Raw genomic sequence first — 15,466 nt, 5'->3', positions numbered from 1 at the left:
CTCCCCGGCGGGGCAAACGGCGCGCCTTGCCCCGCCGGGCACAGCCGTTGCCGCCCGTCGGGGGAGACGGCGCCCCGGCGGGCGGCCGCCCCGCTTCCCTTTTTGCGAAGGAACTCCGCCGCCATGCGCATCGCCTACGTCACCGAAACCTACCCGCCGGAGATCAACGGCGTCGCGCTGACCGTCGAACGCACCGTCGGCTTTCTCCGCGCCCGCGGCCACGACGTCGACCTGATCCGGCCGCAGCAGCGGGGCGAAACGCGCCGGCCGGACCGCGAGGAATGGCTGACCGCCGGGATTCCCCTGCCGATGTACCCGGAGTTGCGCTGCGGGCTGGCGCTGCCGGCCACGGTCGCCCGGCGCTTCGCGCGGCAGGCGCCCGATCTGGTGCACATCGCCACCGAGGGGCCGCTCGGCTGGGCCGCCCTGAGCGCCGCCAGGCGCCTCGGCCTGCCGGCGACCACCGATTTCCGGACCAACTTCCACACTTACAGCAAGTATTACCGGTTGGGCTGGCTGCAGCCGGTCATCGCGCGCTACCTGCGGATTTTCCACAACCGGGCGACGCGCACCTTCGTGCCGACCCGCCTGGCGCAGCGCGCGCTCGCCGAGAGCGGCTTCCACCGGCTCGAAGTGGCCGGGCGCGGCGTCGATACCGCGCTGTTCTCGCCGAAGCGCCGCAGCCCCGGGCTGCGCGAGGCCTGGGGAGCGGCCGCCGGAGAGCCGCCGGTACTGCTGTACGTCGGCCGCCTGGCGCGCGAAAAACGGGTCGATCTGGCGCTGCGGGCGTTCGACGCGGCGCGCGCGGCCGTGCCCGCCGCCTGCATGATCGTGGTCGGCGACGGGCCGCAGCGCCGCGAGCTGGAGGCGCGCTTCCCGGCCGCCCGCTTCGTCGGCCAGCGCCGCGGCGAGGACCTCGCCCGCCACTACGCCAGCGCCGACCTGTTCGTCTTTCCCAGCGAAAGCGAGACCTTCGGCAACGTCACGCTGGAAGCCCTGGCCTCCGGACTCGCGGTGGTCGGCTTCCGCAGCGCGGCGGTCGCGGAACTGGTGGCGCACGGCGACAACGGCTTCGCCGTCGAACCCGGCGACGATCCGGCCTTCATCGCCACGCTCGCCGCGGCCTGTCGCCGGGCGGCCGCGCCGGACGGCGGCCTCGCGGCAATGCGCCGGCAGGCCCGCCTGACGGCACTGGCGGCCGACTGGAACACGGCGCTCGGGCATTTCGAGAAATGCCTGCTGCGCGCCGTGGCCGGCTTCCCGGAACGACGGCGCCGTGTGGCCCTGGCGTGAGCAGGCGGCCGCGTCGCGGCGGCAGGCGGCGTTCTGGCGCTACGCCGAGTCGGACCGGCGCCTGGCCGCGCGCATGCACCGCGCGGCGTCCTGGCCGGCGATGCTGGCGGTCCTGCGCGCGGCCAGCTGGCTCGGCGACGGGCCGCTGTGGTACGCGGCGATCGTCGTGCTGCCGTGGCTGGAGTCGCCCGGCTGGAAGGACTGCCTGCTCGACATGCTGCTGGTCGGCGCCGCCAACGTGGCGCTCAACGTCGCCCTGAAGCACCACGTGCGGCGGGCGCGCCCGTTCGTCGACTGTCCCGGCATCCGCGCCCGGGCTCGCGCCATCGACCGCTTCAGCTTTCCCAGCGGGCACGTCATGCACGCGGTCGCCTTCGCCATCGTCATCGCCCGGCATTACCCCGCGCTGGCCGTGCCGCTGTGGCTCTTCGTCGCGCTGGTCGCCGCGTCGCGCGTGGTGCTCGGCCTGCATTACCCGAGCGACGTGCTGGCCGGCGCCAGCCTCGGCGCCGGAGTCGCCCTGCTGCTCTCACTGTGACGGCGCGCGCGGCGGCCCGAAACGGGGCTCCAGCCGGCGCACGGCGTCGGCCACCGTGAGCGGCTGGCGCGTGGCCAGCGCCGCCTCCAGCAGTTCCAGCCACGATGCCAGCACGTCCGGGTAGAGCGCGTCCGGCGGATGCAGTTCGAGCCGCAGCAGCGCCCGCTCGCGCTGCGCGGCGGCGACCAGCGCGCCCCAGCGCAGCGACGCCGCCCGGCGCCACGGCGCGCGCGTGCTGTAGACCACACCCAGGCTGGCGAGCTCGCGCCCGGCGGGCAGCCGGATCAGGCGGGACAGCGTCGCGGTGTAGTCGAAGCCGGCCGTCTGCAGCGCCGTGCGCGTGCCGGCGCTCATCAGCCAGGCCGGCGCGACGAAGCCGTGCAGCGGCCAGCCGCGCGCCGCGAACCAGTTGCGGCCGGCATGCAGCAGGCGGCGGGCCTGCGCTTCGTCGAGGCCGGCGAATTCGCCCTCGCCGGCCGTGTACCAGCGCCGCCGCAGGCGATCGAGCCAGCCGCGCGGCCGGCCGTCGTCGCGGTGGGTGAAGCCGTGCAGCGCCAGTTCGGCGCCGCGGCCGGCGGCCCGGTCCAGCCAGCGCTCGAACTCCGCGTCGGCCGGCTGGCCGTGGTAGCGGGGCACCACCAGCAGCGTGAGCGGAATCCCGGCGCGGCGCGCGATCGCCGCCAGCAGGGCCTCGCAGGCCGGCCGGGTGGTCGGCGCCACGTCGTGGAGGGTCACCGTCAGGACGCCGGCCTCGCCGCCCGCCATGCTCACGCGCCGCCTCCGGCCTTGCCCGCCAGCAGCCGCTGGTAGCGGCCGACCAGCGCCGGGATCACGCGATTCCAGTCGAGCGTTTCGGCGCGCGCCCGGGCGGCCGCGACGCGGCGCTCCCGGCCGGCGTCGAACAGGCTCTCGATGGCCTCGGCCCAGGCGGCGACCGACGCGGAGGCGACGGCGACGCCGCAGCCGCCGTCCGCGAGTTCGGCCAGTCCCGCCGTGCCGCGCACGGCGATCGGCGTGCCAGACGCCATCGCTTCGAGCGCCGATAGTCCGAAGGTTTCCTGGTCGCCGGCATGGACGAAGCCGTCGACGCTGGCGTAGATGCGCGCCAGCGCGCGCTCCCCCGGCACGTACGGCAGCACCCTGACCCGCGCGCCGGCTGGCGGCAGCGGCCCGGCGCCGACGGCCACCAGCAGGTACGGCGGCCCCAGCCGTTCGACGGCCTGGACGAGGATCTCCAGGTTCTTCTCCAGCGCGAAGCGGCCCGTGTACAGCAGCAGCCGGGCCGCGTCGGGAAAGCCGAGCGCGCGGCGCCAGCCCGCGTCGCGCCGCGCCGGATGGAAGAGGCCGGCATCGACGCCGAGCGGCTGCCGCTCGACGTGTGCGATGCCCAGCGCCGCCAGCGCCTCGGCGGTCGTCCGGCTCGGGGCGAGCACCAGATCGAAGTGCGCGTAGGCGTGCCGCAGGTAGGCGTCGGCGGCGCGGCGGCACAGCGCGCCGAGCAGCCGCGCGGCCATGGCGCCCGGATCGCTGTGGCAGAAGGCCACCGTCGGGATGCCCTGCCGGCGCGCGGCGTCGAGCGCCGCCCAGGCCAGCAGGAAGGGATCGCCGGCCTCGATCAGGTCGGGCTGCTGGCGCTCGATCAGCCGCGCCGCGTGCGGCCGCCGCCACGGCAGGCGGTAGCCGCCGGAAAACGGCAGCGCGCAGCCGCCGCAGTCCACCATGCCGGCGCCGTGCACGCCCGGCGCGACCAGGGTGTGGCGCCAGCCGGGCCGCGCGCGCAGCCAGGCCCGCTTGCGCAGCAGGTAGCGGTGGACGCCGCCGCCGGCCCGGCTCCAGAACATGGTGGCGTCGAGCACGTGGCGGGGCGGCGGCGCGGGGTCGAGCCGGTCCTTCTTCGTTTGCATGCCTGCGCGGGGCAAGCGGCATGCCGCCGGGGACAGGCACGCCGGATGCCGCGAAGGCGATGCACCCCCGGAGACGCGACACCGGGAAAGGAGGACACGATGGACGACGACGACATCCTGGATACGCTGAACGACCTGATCGAGACCTGCAAGGACGGGGAGTACGGATTCCGCTCCTGCGCCGAGCACGCCAAGTCGGGCGACCTGGCCGCCCTGCTCACCCGCCGCGCCGAGGACTGCCGCCTGGCGGCGGGCGAACTGCAGGGCCACGTGGTCGCCCTGGGCGGCAAGCCGGAAACCGGCGGCACCGTGCCGGGCGCGCTGCACCGGGGCTGGGTTTCGGTGCGCAGCACGCTTTCCGCTTCCGACGACCTGGCCGTCCTCGACGAATGCGAACGCGGCGAACGGAGCGCCGTGGCGAAGTATGGCGCGGCGCTCGAAAAGTCCTTGCCGGAACCCTTGCTGTCGGTGATCGAGCGCCAGTACGAGGGCGCGGAACGCAACCTCGAACAGGTGCGCGCGCTGCGCGACAGCCTGCAGTTGAACAGGTAGGCGCCTGCCGCCTTCATGAGTCATGAAAGGAAACCCGATGAATACGATGAGCAAAGAGAAGACCCTGTTCCTGGCAATCGCCCTCGCCGCCGCGATGACCGCCTGCAACCGCAACAACCCGCCGCCGCCGCAGACCGCGCCGGCGACCCCGCCCAGCGCAGGCAGCCCGGCCGCACCGTCGATGCCGGAGACGCCGCCTCCGCCGCCGCCCTCGCCCCCCGCTTCCGAGGCTCCGGCCCCGGCGCCGGGCAGCGGTGCGCCGAGCCCCGCCGCGCCCGGCACCGGTGGTAGCACCACCCTGTGGGACGGCGGCGGCCAGACGCAGGCGGCGGCGCTGCGCCGGATGTACGGCGTCGACATGGTGCTGGTGGCCGACGACAAGGCGGCGGCCAAGGACAAGGTCAGCCGCGCCGACCGGGATTTCCTGAAGGACGCCGCCGTCTCCGGCACCTACGAAGTCGAAGCCGCCCGGCTGGCGGTCGAACACGCCTCCAGCGCGGAAGTGAAATCCTTCGCCCAGACCCTCGCCGGCGATCACGCAGCCGCGAACGAGGAGCTCAAGGGGCTGGCGGGCATGCGCAACGTGGAGCTGCCGGGCGAGCTGCCGGCGATGAAACGCCTGGCGATGGACAATCTCCGCAAGTCGGACCACTTCGATCGCGACTTCGTGAAGAAGGTGGGCGTCGACGACCACCAGGACGCCATCAAGCGCTTCCAGAAGGCGGCGCGCGACGCGAAGGACCCGGAGATCAAGGCGTGGGCGGAGAAGCAGCTGCCCCACCTGCGTAACCACCTGGCCCAGGCGCAGGCCCTGAACGGCGCCACCGGCAAGGGCGGACGCTAGCCCCGGCCCGCCGTGCCGGGCCGCCGGGCGGTCTGGCCCGGTCCGCCGGGCAGGACCCATGCGGCTGGTGCACGTCAGCGACGCCCGTCCGGGAATCCGGCGCGAGCCGGGGCCGGACGGGTTCGTCTATCGCGGGCCCGACGGCAAACCGATCGGCGACGCCGCCGAGCTCGAACGCATCCGCCGCCTGGCCGTGCCGCCGGCCTACACCGACGTCTGGATCTGCCCCCTGCCCAACGGACACCCGCAGGCGACCGGCCGCGACGCGCGCGGCCGCAAGCAGTACCGCTACCACGCCGAATGGAACGCCCGGCGCGGCGCCGACAAGTTTTCCCGGCTCGCGGCCTTCGGCCGGGCGCTGCCGTCCATCCGGCGGCAGGTGATGCGCGCGCTGGCGGCCTACGACGGGACGACCGTCTCGCACGAGGTGGCGCTGGCCACGCTGGTGCGCCTGCTCGACACCACCTACGCGCGCGTCGGCAACGACGTGTATGCGCGGGAAAACGGCTCGTACGGGCTGACCACCCTGCGCAACCGCCACGCCGGCAGCGCGGGCGGCGCCATGGTCCTGTCCTTTCGCGGCAAGCACGGCGTGGTGCACCGGCTGAAGCTCGAAGACCCCCGCATCGTGCGCATCGTCCGGCGCTGCAAGGAGCTGCCGGGGCAGGAGCTGTTCCGGTACGAACAGGACGGCGTGCTGCGCGGCATCGGCTCGGGCGACGTGAACGACTACCTGTCGGACCTGGCCGGCGAGCGCTTCACGGCCAAGGATTTCCGCACCTGGCACGGCAGCGTCGAGGCGCTCGAACTGGCCCGGCAGGCGTGCCTCGCCGGCATGAACCCGGGCGGCGCGAGCCGCCCGCGCGAGATCGTCGCGGCAATTGCCCGGAGGCTGGGCAATACCGTGGACGTCTGCCGCAAGTCGTACATCCATCCGCAGGTGCTGGCGCTGATCCAGGAGACGGCGACCGGCAGCCCGGCCGACGTGCTGAGCCGGCTGCCGGAACCGCCCGACCGGCGCGACGGCCTGCGGGCGGCGGAGGGAAGGCTGCTGGCGTTTCTGGAACGGTAGGAAAAAACGCCGCCGTCCTGACGGCCGTCAACTCCTCCCCCTTCAAGGGGGAGGCTGGGAGGGGGATGGGGTTTCGCTGCGATACCATGAGCGAGTTGACATCCCTTACCCCATCCCCACCCCAACCCTCCCCTTGAAGGGGAGGGAGCGCGGGCCACTGGAACGTTCGCGCGCCGGACGGGTCATCCCGAAGGCCGGAGCGCCGGCCTCTTCTTCCTTTCCTGGGAATCCGGACAGCGTGCTCAACTCGATCCGCCGACTCTGTCATCTGCCGACCGCCTCGATCCGCACCTACGTGCTGGCGGTGATGCTGATCGCCGCCCTGCCCATCTCGCTGCTGATGTCCGGGCAGGTGTGGGTGCAGTCCAACATCAACCGGCAGCGCCTGCTCGACGAGGTGGTGCAGAGCGCCGCGTCGATCAGCCAGAGCGTGGACCGGGAAATCCAGTCGTCGGTCGACGTGCTCAAGATCCTCAGCTACCAGGACGACATCCAGCACGGCGACTACCAGGCCTTCGGGCAGCTGCTGCGCCGCCAGCCGCTGCTGAAGAAGGGCTGGAACAGCATCTACCTGAAAAGCGCCGCCGGGGAAATGCTGCTCGATTCGGCGCATCCCGACGGCGCCCCGCCCTCCGCCGCGCAGGGCGCGCCGGAAATGCACCAGTGGGCCGTCTCGAACCTGCTGCGCGAGGACGACGGCACCTTCGCCACCGCCATCGAGGTGCCGGTGATCATCGACGGCGAAACCCGCCTTTACCTGGGGGCGCGCCTGTCGTTCACCGTCTGGCAGCGGATCATCATGGACTCGGCGCCGGCCGAGCCGGGCCGCACCGCCCTCATCGACCGCAATTTCCGGATGATGGCGCGCAACCGCATGCCGGAGAAATTCATCGGCACGGAAGTGGCCAAGGCCAACCAGGCGCTGATGCGCAGCCGCCCGTCCGGGCTGGAAAAGCTGGTCACCGTGGAGAACGACACCTCGCTGGTCGGCTGGGCCACCGTGCCGGCGTCGGGCTGGATCGTCGCGGTGGGCATGCCGACCCGGCCGCTGGACGTGATCCACGCCAAGACGCTGCTGATGGCGATCGCCACGGTGGGCAGCTGCCTGGGCCTGGGCTTCCTCATCTCCTTCCTGGTCGCGCAGAAGCTGATCAAGCCGCTGCGCCGGCTGGCCGGCCACGACATTTCCATGAGCTCGGAGACCATCGCCGTGCGCGAGATCGCCATCCTGCGCGATTCGCTGGCCGAGGCGCGGCGGCAGGAGGAGGAAAACCGGGAGCTGATCCGCCGGAAGGGCGAGCTGCTCGAAAAGAAGGCGGCCGAATTCGAGGCCGTGCTGCTCGGCAGCCCCATCGGGCTGGCCTTCGCCCACGACCGCGAATGCCGCTACGTGACCCACAACGAGGCCATGAGCAAGCTCTTCGGCGGCGCGGAGCGCCAGGACGAGGCCGCGGTGCTCTACCAGGGCGTGCTCCTGCGCCCGGACCAGCAGCCGCTGCAGCGCGCGGCCGCCAGCGGCGAGACGATCACCGGGATGGAGCTGGAAGTCCGGGCGCCGGGCCGCGAGCCGATCTTCGTCATCGCCAGCGCGATCCCCCTGCTCGACGAGCGCCGCCAGCCGCAGGGCGCGGTCGGCGCGGTCATGGACATCACGGCGCGCAAGCTCTCCGAAAAACACCTGCTGATCGCCGAGCGAAAGCTGCGGGAAAGCCAGCGCCTGGTCGATCTGGCGCAGGAGACCGGGCACGTGGGCTTCTTCCAGTACGTGGTCGACGAGCGCAGCGTGGTGTGGACGCCCGGCCAGTCGATGCTCTTCGGCTTCTCGGAAACGCAGGATCTCGGCTCGCTCGCGGCCTGGACGCGGCGCATCGACGGCGAGGACTGGCGGCGCACCCTGCGCACCGTGCGCCGCAGCGTCGCCGCCGGCGAGGAGATCGGCAAGGTCGACTACTGCGTGCATCTGCCCGACGGCTCGTCGCGCTGGCTGTCGAGCCGCCTGCGCATCATCTACGACCAGGGCAAGCCGCAGCACATCGTCGGCGTGACCGTGGACATGACCGAGCAGAAGATCGCGGAACGCGAGCGCGACGCGCTCGTCGCCCGGGCGGAGGAGGCGCGGCGCGAGGCCGAGGCGGCCAACCGCTCGAAGGACGAGTTCCTGGCCATGCTCGGGCACGAACTGCGCAATCCGCTCTCCGCGATCGGCTGCAGCACCGAAGTGCTCAACCAGGTTGACGGCAACACCGAGATCGCGCGCACGGCGCGCGGCATCATCGCCCGCCAGACCCGCCACCTCTCGCACATGATGGACGACCTGCTCGACGTGTCGCGGGTCATGGCCGGCCGCGTCGAGATGCCGCGCTATCCGCTGGCGCTCGACGCGCTGGCCGACCGGGTGGTCAACACCCTGGCCCTCTCCGGCGAGCTGCGCGAGCACCATGTGGTGCCCGACCTGCACGAGGCCTGGATCGAGGGCAACGCCACGCGCATGGAGCAGATCGTCAACAACCTGGTGATCAACGCGGTGAAATACACGCCGGCCGGCGGCCGCATCGACGTCCGGGTGGCGCGCGAGGACGGCGAGGCGGTGCTGGAGGTCGCCGACAACGGCCCCGGCATCCCGCCGGAGCTGCTGCCGCGCATATTCGACCTGTTCATCCAGGGCAAGCGCAGCCTCGACCGCCGGGGCGGCGGCCTGGGCATCGGCCTCACCCTGGTCCGGCGGCTGGTGGAGATGCATCACGGGCGGATCGTGGCGGGCAACCGCTCGCCGGGCACCGGCACGCTGATGCGGGTGACCCTGCCGGCGATCGAGCCGCAGGTGCTGCGCGAGCAGCCGCCCGCGGGCGACGCCGGCCACCGCCGGCCCCGGCGCATCGTGGTGGTGGACGACAACGAGGACATCGTCGCCAGCCTGACCGAGCTGCTGCGCGCCGAGGGGCATACCGTGTTCGGCGCGCACGACGGCCGCGGCGGGCTCGACATGATCCTGCAGCTCGCTCCGGACGTGGCCGTGGTGGACATCGGCCTGCCGGAATTCACCGGCTACGAGATCGCCCGCATATGCCGCGGCAGCGGCTTCCGCGGCAAGCTGGTCGCCTTCTCCGGCTACGGCAACGAGAGCGACCGGCAGAAGGCGCTGTCCGCCGGCTTCGACGAGCACCTCCTCAAGCCGGTGCCCGTCGGCAAGCTGATGCGGATCATCCTGGACGACTAGGGCGCTCGCGGCCGGCCGGGCGTGCGCTGCCGGTCTCGCTCTCCGCGCCGGACGTATCCTCCGGCGTATCCGGGGGATCGACCTCGATCGCTTCCGGCGCCGGCGGCGCGGAGCTGGCCGCGTCCTCCGGGGCGATGTCCACGTTTTCCTCCATCAGCGAATCGCGCGACGTCGCTTCGATTTCCTCGTCGCTCCAGGCGCCGGGCGATCCGCCGCGCGGGCCGGCCGGCGCGGGCGGCCGGTGCGCCGCCTTCCTGCGCGCGGTGAGTTTGCTTGAGGATGCCTTCTTCGCCATAGCCGCTCTCCAGACAAGAAACGCCGAGCGGAACGGGCAAGCCCCATTCCCGGCGGCGGCGCGGATCAGGAGGCTGGGGCGCCGGCCTGCTCCTTCTTGACCAGGCTGATCTCGCCGTCGTTTTCCAGGTTGGCCTGCCACACGTCCTCGATGCGCGTGATCCCCTTCTCCCGCAGCTTGGCTTCCAGCTCTTCCAGCGTGATGAACTCGCGCCGCATGTTGTCGCGCCGCAGGCGTCCGTTCTCGATCAGCAGCAGGGGCTTCGGCTCGATCAGGCGGTGGAAGGCGGGGAAGCGGTAGCTCGCCCAGTCGAGCAGGTAGTTCCAGCCGGCGATGGTGGCGATCAGCAGGAAACCGTCGGCGACCGACTTGTATTCGCCGGCCATGGCGTTCTGCGAGGCGTCGGCGATGAGCACCAGGAACAGCACGTCGGCGATGCCGATGGCGCCGACGTCGCGCCGCAGCAGCAGGCGGAACAGCAGGAAGATGAACCAGTAGACCAGCGTGCCGCGCACGACGATTTCCAGCGGCGGCAGGGTGAACGTGAACAGCTCGCTCATGGCGGCGGCACGTCGGGAGGCACGTCGGGAGGCGCGCCGGCGCGGGCGCGGCGGGCCCGGCGCGCGGCGAAATACTGGCCGGCGGCCGTGGCCGCCAGACTGAGCGCGAGGCGGGACACGCCCTGCCACTGCGGCGGCAGCAGCGGCCCGACGCGGTCGGCGAGCGCCACGCCGGAGCTGCCGCCGCGTCCGCCGCGGAACAGCGCGCGCAGGCCCCACAGCGCCGCGCCGGCGGCGAGGACCAGCGCGACGCGCCCGAAGCCGGCGAGCCGCGCGCCGCGCGTGAGGCGTTCGAGCGTCCGCCGCACGCGCTCGTCGCGCCGGAGCATGACCAGTTCAGCCTCCCGGAGCGCGGCGTCGAGCTCGTCGGCGGACGCGGGCGCCGCATGGGCAGCGTGCCGGGGCGCGGACTCGTTCACAGCGGCCTCGCCGCGTTTTCCGGGGCCGCCGGCGCGGGCTGCCGCGCCGGCGCCTCGGCGATGCCCAGGCTGCGCAGGGTGGCGGGAAAGGCGAAGGCCCGCGCCAGCGCGGCGATGCGCCGCAGCGCCAGCCAGGCGCCGAGCGCGTTGATCGCCAGGACGATCGCCAGCGCGGCCGCCCAGGACAGTCCGCCGGCGTGCAGCGCGACGGCCAGCAGCACCCAGGCCGCCAGCCACGCGGTCAGGCCGAGGATGGCCGCCGCCGCGCCCAGGAGGGCCACCTGCCCGGCCGACAGGCGCACGCGCCTGAGCTCCAGGGAAAAGATGCGCACGCGGTCGCCGATCAGCCCCGGCACGTCCTCCAGCAGCCAGCCCAGCGCCTCCCGCGCCGAACGCGGCGCCGGGCCGGCGCGGCTCGCCTCCCCGGCCGCCCCGCGCGGCGGCCGGCCGCCGCTTTCCGTCCCCTGCGGGCGCATGGCCTAGCGGAAGAGCAGGCGCGCCAGGATGAGGCCCGCCGCCACCCCGATCAGCACCGAGGACAGCGGGTGTTCGCGCACGCAGGCGCGGCAGTCGTCGAGACAGCGGTCCTGCAGTTCGCCGAGGTCTTCGAGGCCATGCCGCAGCGCCTCGCTGGCGCAGCTCGCCTTTTCGCGCAGGCGGTCGATCGCGGGGTTCGCCTTGTCCGCGTCCCGTTCGGGCGCGTTGTCATCCCCATTGCCGGAACCGAGTATAGAATCCGTATTCGTCGTCATCTTGCTTCTCCAGGAAAGAGTCGGCACAGCCGCCTTTCGGCGTAACGGTTCGAGGCAAATCCTGTGCCCATGATCGGAGGCACTTTTCCTGGACGGCGATGTCCCTATGGCGAAATCAGCACAGGCGCCATCCCCCCGGCGCGCGCGGCGCCCTTCTTCCGGGGAAAAGCGCATGTCATTCTCCGTTTCAACTTGAGACAGGATGTTTCCGATGCCCCACGCACTGATCGTTGACGATGACCGGGATTCGGCGGAAATGATGGCGGTGCTCGTCGCCGCCGAGAACTTCACCGTGGCTACGGCGTTTTCCCTGCTGGAGGCCCGGCGACAGATCACGCTGCAGCGTCCGGACATCGTGCTGCTGGACCTGCAGCTGCCCGACGGGAGCGGCATAGAACTCTTCGATGATCCCGAACTGCTGCGGCATTCGCAGGTGGTGCTGATCACCGGCTACGCCAGCCTGGAGACCTCGATCCAGGCCTTTCGCCTGGGCGCCGCCGATTATCTGGTCAAGCCCCTGAACGTCAAGCACCTGAAGAACATCCTGGCCACGGTGACGCAGCCGGCGATGCTGCAGACCGAAGTGGAAACCCTCAACGAGGAGCTGGCGCGCGAGGGGCACTTCGGCAACCTGTGGGGCCGCTCGGCGTGCATGCAGGAGATCTATCAGCAGATCGCCCGCGTCGCGGTGACTTCCGTGACCGTGCTGATCACCGGCGAAAGCGGCACCGGCAAGGAAGTCGTGGCGCGCAGCGTGCATGACCTGTCGCGCCGCCGCACGCGCCCGTTCCTGGCGATCAATTGCGGCGCCATCTCGCCGAACCTGATGGAAAGCGAGATCTTCGGCCACGAGAAAGGCAGCTTCACCGGCGCGGACCGCCAGCACCAGGGCTTCTTCGAGCGCGCCAACGGCGGCACCCTGTTCCTCGACGAGGTCACCGAAATGCCGCTCGAACTGCAGGTGAAACTGCTGCGCGTGCTGGAAACGGGGACCTTCATGCGCGTCGGCTCGACGCAGGTACAGGACACCGACGTGCGGGTGATCGCCGCCACCAACCGCTCGCCCAAGCTGGCCATCGAAGCCGGCAAGCTGCGCGAGGATCTCTATTACCGGCTGAACGTCTTTCCCATCGCGGTGCCGCCCCTGCGCGAGCGCAGCGACGACCTGCCCATCCTGGCCGAGCATTTCCTCGCCGAGATCAACAAGAAGGAAGGCGTGGTCAAGCGCTTCTCTCCCGAAACGCTGAAGCGCCTCGCCGAATACGCCTGGCCCGGCAACGTGCGCGAATTGCGCAATTTCGTGCATCGCGCCTACGTGATGGCGCCGGGCGAAATCGTCGGCGACGACTGGCTGCCGGCCGGCGAGCCCTCCTCCGAGGCGGCCCCGCCGCTCGCGGCGCCCGAGCCGTCGGATGCGCCGCCGAGCATCACCATTCCCATCGGCACCTCGATGGCGGAGGCCGAGTTCAACCTGATCATGGCCACGCTCGAACATTTCAATCATCACAAGGAGCGCACCGCCGCGGCGCTCGGCGTCAGCCTGAAGACGCTCTACAACCGCCTCAAGGAGTATTCCGGGGAACGCTAGGCGGCCCGGCGCGCGGCCGGCGCGTCCGTTCACGGCTGCGGCGGACGGCCGCGCGGGGCAAGGCGGTGCGCGGCCAGCGCGGCGATGAAGCGGGGCAGGATGCCGTCGACCTCGTCGCCGCCGCTCACCAGCACGCGGCCGTCGCCGGTCGGCGGCTCCGGGATGCCGGCCATTTCCAGCAGCCGCTGCGACGAGCCCAGGCAGAGAATCGGCTTGCCGTGCCTGAAGGCGTCCGACAGGTACGCGGTGGTGTGGGGATCGAGCGCCAGCGCGGTGGCCGTCCGCGCGCCGTCGGGCAGGACCAGCGCGTCGAACAGTACCGACGGGGAGTTCTCCAGCGAGCGGTCGGCCTCGATCTCGGCACCGGTGTCGGTGACGAATTTCCCGACGTGCCCGCCGACCAGATGCCCGACCGCGCCCCCGGCGTCCAGCGCCGCCAGCACCGCGCCGATCGAGGCGCCATGCACGCCGTCGCCGATCAGCAGGGCGACGCGCCGGGTGCGGATGCCGCATTCGCCGGGCAGCGCCAGCAGCGACAAGGCCGGCGAGACTTCCACCTCCGGCGTCGGCGGCGCGGCGGCGGCCACGGGCAGCGCCGCCGGCAGCTTCATGCCCAGCCCGGCGGCGACTTCCGCGGCGAGTTCGGCCGACACGTTGATCAGCGAAGCCACCATCCGTTCGCGCACGGCGGGCACCGTCACCTTGCTCAGCTCGAAGCGGAAGGCGGCGGCGATGTGCTCCTTTTCCACGTCGCTCTGGCTGTTGAAGAACAGGGTGGCCTGCGCGTAGTGCTCGGCGAATTTCTCGGGCTTGCCGCGCACCTTGTCCTCGGCCACCGGCTGCGGAAAGGAGACGAATCCCGCCGTCCCGGCCTGGTGCGGGCAGCCGCCGCCCAGCGAATTCGGCTCGTAGGCCACGCGCCCGCGATGGATCGCCTGCCGGTGCATGCCGTCCCGCTGGTTGTTGTGCACCGCGGCGACCGGCGAATTGACGGGAATCTCGTGGAAATTCGGGCCGCCGAGGCGGGAGATCTGCGTATCGACGTACGAATGGATGCGGCCGGCCAGCAGCGGATCGTTGCTGAAGTCGATGCCGGGGATGACGTGCGCGGCGCAGAACGCCACCTGCTCGGTCTCGGCGAAAAAGTTGTCCGGGTTCCGGTTGAGCACCAGGCGCCCGGCCGGAACCAGCGGCACCAGTTCCTCGGGAATCAGCTTGGTGGCGTCGAGCACGTCGAAGCTGAAGCCCTCGGCCTGCTCCTCGGTGAAGATCTGCAGCCCGAGCTCCCATTCGGGGAAGTCGCCCGCCTCGATCGCCTCCCACAGGTCGCGCCGGTGGTAATCGGGATCGGCGCCGGAGATCTTCACCGCTTCGTCCCACACCAGCGCGTGCGTGCCGAGCAGCGGCTTCCAGTGGAACTTGCAGAAGACGGACGCGCCGTCGGCGTTGACCAGCCGGAAGGTATGCACGCCGAAGCCCTGCATCATGCGGTAGCTGCGCGGGATGGCGCGGTCCGACATCAGCCACATCAGCATGTGCGTCGATTCCGGCATCAGCGACACGAAATCCCAGAAGGTGTCGTGCGCCGAGGCGGCCTGCGGCATGCCGTGGTGCGGCTCGGGCTTCACCGCGTGCACCAGGTCCGGGAATTTCATGGCGTCCTGGATGAAGAACACCGGCATGTTGTTGCCGACCAGGTCCCAGTTGCCCTCTTCCGTGTAGAACTTGACCGCGAACCCGCGCACGTCGCGCGCCGTGTCCTTCGAGCCGCGCTCGCCAGCGACCGTGGAAAAGCGCACGAATACCGGCGTGATCTTCCCCTCGGCCGCGAACGGCGCGGCGCGCGTGTATTCGCCCAGCGCCCGGTAGGCCTGGAAGAACCCGTGCGCGCCCGAGCCGCGCGCATGCACGATGCGCTCGGGAATGCGTTCGTGGTCGAAGTGCGTGATCTTCTCGCGCAGGATGAAGTCTTCCAGGAGCGCCGGCCCGCGCAGCCCGGCCTTCAGCGAGTTCTGGTTGTCGGCGACGGGCACGCCCTGGTTGGTGGTCAGCCGCTGCCCTCCCCCGTCCGCGCGCACGCGGTCGAGCGGCGCGATCGCCGCGTTCATGCCGGGGGCCGCCGCGCCGCCCGTCTTGACCGTGCCGTTGATCTCCGAGCAGGTGCTCGCCGTCAGGGGCGCGGCGGCCGGTTCCATGGCGCTGCCCGCGGGCGGCGCCAGCGCGTTGTCGTGGCCGTGCTCCAGCGCCTTCAGGCGGTTGAACGGCACGGACGCGGCCAGCGCGCTGGCCGCGTGCCCCTGCTCCGCCGTGACGTCGTTGGAGCGCAGGGGCATCTCGGCCGCCTCCTTCTTTTCCTGCCGGGTTTCGCCGCGCCGCCGGGGCTTGGCGTTCGTATCGGGGGTGTCCTGGCCTGATTTCTTGCGGGTAGTCAT

General features: G+C 71.8%; 15 protein-coding genes. 7 read left to right on the top strand and 8 right to left on the bottom strand.

What is annotated here, in order from left to right; translation table 11 throughout:
- The first annotated feature begins 123 nt into the window (after positions 1-123).
- Together QM701_RS00630 and QM701_RS00625 are read left to right on the top strand one after the other, a co-directional pair.
- A complete protein-coding gene (locus QM701_RS00630; RefSeq protein WP_415165180.1) occupies positions 124-1,293 on the top strand; it encodes a glycosyltransferase family 4 protein in 1,170 nt (389 codons plus the stop codon).
- A complete protein-coding gene (locus QM701_RS00625) occupies positions 1,277-1,831 on the top strand; it encodes a phosphatase PAP2 family protein (protein ID WP_415165179.1) in 555 nt (184 codons plus the stop codon). Before QM701_RS00630 ends, QM701_RS00625 begins: the two co-directional genes overlap by 17 nt.
- Here the strand turns inward: QM701_RS00625 and QM701_RS00620 are convergent.
- Both QM701_RS00620 and QM701_RS00615 read right to left on the bottom strand, forming a co-directional pair.
- The gene (locus tag QM701_RS00620; protein ID WP_415169321.1) at positions 1,823-2,596 is read right to left on the bottom strand and encodes a DUF2334 domain-containing protein; all 774 of its coding nucleotides are present in this window, start codon (positions 2,594-2,596) and stop codon (positions 1,823-1,825) included. The two genes, QM701_RS00625 and QM701_RS00620, sit on opposite strands and share 9 nt — an antisense overlap.
- 2 nt (positions 2,597-2,598) lie before the next feature.
- Positions 2,599-3,735 carry a glycosyltransferase gene (locus tag QM701_RS00615; RefSeq protein ID WP_415165178.1) on the bottom strand — a complete coding sequence of 379 codons (1,137 nt, stop codon included), beginning with the start codon at positions 3,733-3,735 and terminating at the stop codon, positions 2,599-2,601.
- Positions 3,736-3,834: 99 nt separating this feature from the next.
- On the opposite strand from QM701_RS00615, the gene QM701_RS00610 reads away from it, so the two are divergent.
- From QM701_RS00610 to QM701_RS00595, 4 genes are all read left to right on the top strand, one after another.
- Entirely contained in the window at positions 3,835-4,287 is a 453-nt protein-coding gene (locus QM701_RS00610) for a ferritin-like domain-containing protein (protein WP_415165177.1), read from the top strand.
- A gap of 37 nt (positions 4,288-4,324) precedes the next feature.
- Entirely contained in the window at positions 4,325-5,131 is an 807-nt protein-coding gene (locus QM701_RS00605) for a DUF4142 domain-containing protein (protein WP_415165176.1), read from the top strand.
- Positions 5,132-5,189: 58 nt separating this feature from the next.
- Positions 5,190-6,203, top strand: a complete 1,014-nt coding sequence (locus tag QM701_RS00600; protein WP_415165175.1) for a DNA topoisomerase IB — start codon at positions 5,190-5,192, stop codon at positions 6,201-6,203.
- A gap of 238 nt (positions 6,204-6,441) precedes the next feature.
- Positions 6,442-9,420 (top strand): ATP-binding protein, encoded by a 2,979-nt coding sequence (locus QM701_RS00595; RefSeq protein WP_415165174.1) that lies wholly within the window; start codon positions 6,442-6,444, stop codon positions 9,418-9,420.
- Here QM701_RS00595 and QM701_RS00590 read toward each other — a convergent pair.
- The 5 genes from QM701_RS00590 to QM701_RS00570 all read right to left on the bottom strand — a co-directional run bounded on the left by QM701_RS00590 (position 9,404) and on the right by QM701_RS00570 (position 11,446).
- Positions 9,404-9,715, bottom strand: coding sequence for a hypothetical protein (locus tag QM701_RS00590; RefSeq protein ID WP_415165173.1), 312 nt, complete (start codon positions 9,713-9,715; stop codon positions 9,404-9,406). The genes QM701_RS00595 and QM701_RS00590 overlap by 17 nt on opposite strands.
- A 65-nt stretch (positions 9,716-9,780) precedes the next feature.
- A complete protein-coding gene (locus QM701_RS00585) occupies positions 9,781-10,275 on the bottom strand; it encodes a DUF421 domain-containing protein (RefSeq protein WP_415165172.1) in 495 nt (164 codons plus the stop codon).
- Complete coding sequence (locus QM701_RS00580) at positions 10,272-10,694, bottom strand: hypothetical protein (RefSeq protein ID WP_415165171.1); 423 nt, start codon at positions 10,692-10,694, stop codon at positions 10,272-10,274. The genes QM701_RS00585 and QM701_RS00580 overlap by 4 nt, the downstream gene beginning before the upstream one ends.
- Positions 10,691-11,170: a phage holin family protein gene (locus tag QM701_RS00575; protein WP_415165170.1), complete on the bottom strand. Its 480-nt coding sequence runs from the start codon at positions 11,168-11,170 to the stop codon at positions 10,691-10,693. Before QM701_RS00575 ends, QM701_RS00580 begins: the two co-directional genes overlap by 4 nt.
- A 3-nt stretch (positions 11,171-11,173) precedes the next feature.
- Positions 11,174-11,446 (bottom strand): hypothetical protein, encoded by a 273-nt coding sequence (locus QM701_RS00570; RefSeq protein WP_415165169.1) that lies wholly within the window; start codon positions 11,444-11,446, stop codon positions 11,174-11,176.
- 211 nt (positions 11,447-11,657) lie between these two features.
- Here QM701_RS00570 and QM701_RS00565 point away from each other — a divergent pair, with 211 nt between their 5' ends.
- Entirely contained in the window at positions 11,658-13,034 is a 1,377-nt protein-coding gene (locus tag QM701_RS00565) for a sigma-54-dependent transcriptional regulator (RefSeq protein ID WP_415165168.1), read from the top strand.
- Between the two features lie 29 nt (positions 13,035-13,063).
- Here the strand turns inward: QM701_RS00565 and QM701_RS00560 are convergent, their stop codons facing one another.
- Positions 13,064-15,466 (bottom strand): catalase, encoded by a 2,403-nt coding sequence (locus tag QM701_RS00560; RefSeq protein WP_415165167.1) that lies wholly within the window; start codon positions 15,464-15,466, stop codon positions 13,064-13,066.

Origin of the sequence: Propionivibrio sp. (assembly GCF_047602565.1) — a bacterium.
Classification (GTDB): domain Bacteria; phylum Pseudomonadota; class Gammaproteobacteria; order Burkholderiales; family Rhodocyclaceae; genus Propionivibrio.
Note: the sequence above shows the minus strand (reverse complement) of the source record. Positions and strands in the feature narration are given on the sequence as shown.

Excerpts from the sequence above, each read along its gene's own strand:
- QM701_RS00610 (WP_415165177.1), top strand. The coding sequence starts at position 3,835 with ATGGACGACGACGACATCCTGGATACGCTGAACGACCTGATCGAGACC.
- QM701_RS00565 (WP_415165168.1), top strand. The coding sequence starts at position 11,658 with ATGCCCCACGCACTGATCGTTGACGATGACCGGGATTCGGCGGAAATG.
- QM701_RS00605 (WP_415165176.1), top strand. The coding sequence starts at position 4,325 with ATGAATACGATGAGCAAAGAGAAGACCCTGTTCCTGGCAATCGCCCTC.
- QM701_RS00590 (WP_415165173.1), bottom strand. The coding sequence starts at position 9,715 with ATGGCGAAGAAGGCATCCTCAAGCAAACTCACCGCGCGCAGGAAGGCG.
- QM701_RS00570 (WP_415165169.1), bottom strand. The coding sequence starts at position 11,446 with ATGACGACGAATACGGATTCTATACTCGGTTCCGGCAATGGGGATGAC.
- QM701_RS00600 (WP_415165175.1), top strand. The coding sequence starts at position 5,190 with ATGCGGCTGGTGCACGTCAGCGACGCCCGTCCGGGAATCCGGCGCGAG.
- QM701_RS00585 (WP_415165172.1), bottom strand. The coding sequence starts at position 10,275 with ATGAGCGAGCTGTTCACGTTCACCCTGCCGCCGCTGGAAATCGTCGTG.
- QM701_RS00560 (WP_415165167.1), bottom strand. The coding sequence starts at position 15,466 with ATGACTACCCGCAAGAAATCAGGCCAGGACACCCCCGATACGAACGCC.
- QM701_RS00575 (WP_415165170.1), bottom strand. The coding sequence starts at position 11,170 with ATGCGCCCGCAGGGGACGGAAAGCGGCGGCCGGCCGCCGCGCGGGGCG.
- QM701_RS00630 (WP_415165180.1), top strand. The coding sequence starts at position 124 with ATGCGCATCGCCTACGTCACCGAAACCTACCCGCCGGAGATCAACGGC.
- QM701_RS00615 (WP_415165178.1), bottom strand. The coding sequence starts at position 3,735 with ATGCAAACGAAGAAGGACCGGCTCGACCCCGCGCCGCCGCCCCGCCAC.
- QM701_RS00620 (WP_415169321.1), bottom strand. The coding sequence starts at position 2,596 with ATGGCGGGCGGCGAGGCCGGCGTCCTGACGGTGACCCTCCACGACGTG.